Genomic DNA, 2,513 nt, shown 5'->3' with positions numbered 1-2,513 from the left:
GAGCATTTGAATGGATTAAATGTTGGAAATAAATTTGACTTTGTACTAAAATCGGATGAAGCATATGGTCCATTACACGATCAGGCAATTATGGATTTGCCAATTGCTTCTTTCATGATAGATGGTAAGCTTGATACAGAAATGATAAAGTTGGGTAATAGTGTGCCCATGAAAGATAGTCACGGTCGACAATTCAATGGAAAAGTAATTGCCATAACCGAGGAAAATGTAAAAATGGATTTCAATCACCCCATGGCAGGTAAAGACCTCAATTTCAAAGGAATTGTTGTTGACGTACGCGATGCCACTCCTGAAGAATTGAGCAAAGGATTATATGGAAACAGCTGTGGCTGTGGTGATGATGGAGGTTGTGAACCCAGTGGTTGCGATGATGGTAGTTGTGGCAGCGGTGGTTGTGGTTGCTAAATATATTTAGCCAACATACTTTTTAAATCGTTTAAATTTATTGGTTTTGCCAGATAGTCATTGCATCCGGCTGAAATTGCTTTTTCCCTGTCATCGGACAAAGCATATGCAGTTTGGGCAATAATTGGTATATCTGGATTAAACTCTCGAATTCTTGTTGTCGCAATATATCCATTTATACCCGGCATTCTTATATCCATCAATACCAAGTCTATGTCTGGATTGTTTTTAGCAATATCGATAGCACTTAAACCATCTTTTGCCCAAATGATTGTGGCATTAAATCGGTTTAACACTGATTCCAGGAAAATATAATTTGAACTGACATCCTCAACAATCAGAATGGTTTTTCCACTTAAATCAAGTTGGTCATAGATAGCATCTTTAATACCATCTGTATTGATAGCATCTTCCATTAATTCATTGGAATAAGGTAGCGTGAAAAAGAATGTTGTTCCTTTACCAATGGTCGAAGTAAGTGTCATTTCTCCACCTAAGAGATTCACGATATTCTTAGAAATCGCCAAGCCTAAACCAGTACCTCCAAAGTCACGCGTGTGCGTGTCGTTTGCCTGCCTGAATCTTTCAAAAACTATTTTCTGTTTATCAGGTTCAATTCCAATACCTGAATCCTGAATGAAAAATTCGATACTGTTATAACTCTTCTTGTAGCCTATTTTAATAAATCCATCACTTGTGAATTTAATAGCATTTTGAAGTAAATTTTCAAATACTTGTTTTAATCGAACAGAATCGGCTTCTATAACAGCTTCATCGGGTAGTGAGTCTGCATCCAATAAAAGTCGAATATGGCTTTTGTCATTGAATTCAAGAATTTTTAGAAAACTAGCATGTATTTCTTTGATTAGATGATTTATGGAAATCTTTTCCATGACCATACGAATATCTCCTGCTTCAATTCTTGAAATATCAATTATATCCGAAATAATTTGCAAAAGGTCGTTACCCCTTTGATTTATTATACTGACATAATCGAACATTTCATCTTTGCTGATGGATGGTTCACGTAATAAATTAGAAAACCCAAGAATAGCATTCATAGGGGTTCTTATTTCGTGAGACATATTCGCCAAAAAAGCTGTCTTTAAGCGATCAGATTCTTCAGCTTTTGATTTTGCCAAATGCAATTGTTTTTCATAGACTTTACGCTCTGAAATGTCAGATAAAATGCAATGTGTTTGTTTAAATGTGCCATCTGTATTCTTCCCTATCCGGCCATTTACGATAGTATCTAGCTGCCTTCCCTCTTTATGCTTAAATGTCATTTCCAAATTGCTAATATATCCATTTAAGAAAAACTGAGCGAAAGCGTCCTTGAGTTTTTCTTTGGAATTATCATTCAAAAATTCTCGAATATTATGGCCAATGGCTTCTTCTTTTGAGTAGCCTAAAAGTTTGCACCAGGCAGGGTTGACTTCAAGAATTACACCTTTTTTATTTAATGATTGATAGCCATTTGGTGCTTCATAAAATAATATACGATAATGCTCTTCACTTTCTTCCAGTCTGCTTTGGATGTTTTTAAGTGAGGTAATATCTTCTTTTACAGCAAAATAGTGTGTTGTTTTCCCTTTTTCATCTTTAATGGGAGCAATGGTAGCTGTTTCCCAAAATAAGCTTCCGTCTTTTCGTTTATTTAGAAACTCACCTTTCCAAACTTTTCCATTGCTTATGCTTGTCCATAATTTGTGATAAAAAGAATCCTCTTGTTTCCCTGATTTAAGAATTCTGGGATTTGCTCCAAGAATTTCCTTTTTCGAATAGCCTGAAATTTGACTGAACTTGGGATTTATGTATTCGATGTTTCCCTCGATGTTAGTTATTACAACCGAAACCGGACTTTGTTCAATTGCAGATAGTAGTTTTGTGTTTTCAGATTCGACCGATTTGCGCAAACTTATATCCCTTAATGAACCAATCAATTTATAGGGAATGTTGTTTTCATCACATAACAAAACTATGCTGGTGTAACAATTTACATGGTCTCCATTTTTATCAATCAACACCAATTCATAGTTTTTAATGGATTTGTTGATTAAAAGCTCAGATATTAAATGCTCTCGTTG

The 2,513-nt window shown here is 35.1% G+C and carries 2 protein-coding genes; one reads left to right on the top strand and one right to left on the bottom strand.

All coding sequences use genetic code 11. The annotated features are described in order from the left end of the window. A partial coding sequence (locus HOG71_04505; GenBank protein ID MBT5990093.1) for a peptidylprolyl isomerase occupies nt 1–426 on the top strand: 426 nt, incomplete at its 5' end. Here HOG71_04505 and HOG71_04500 read toward each other — a convergent pair. Further along, on the bottom strand, nt 423–2,513 hold a 2,091-nt coding region (locus HOG71_04500; GenBank protein MBT5990092.1), incomplete at its 5' end, for a PAS domain S-box protein. The genes HOG71_04505 and HOG71_04500 overlap by 4 nt on opposite strands.

The organism is Bacteroidota bacterium (assembly GCA_018698135.1).
Taxonomy (GTDB): Bacteria; Bacteroidota; Bacteroidia; order CAILMK01; family JAAYUY01; genus JABINZ01.
The sequence above is the reverse complement of the archived record's forward strand: the minus strand, read 5'-3'. Positions and strand labels throughout refer to the sequence as shown.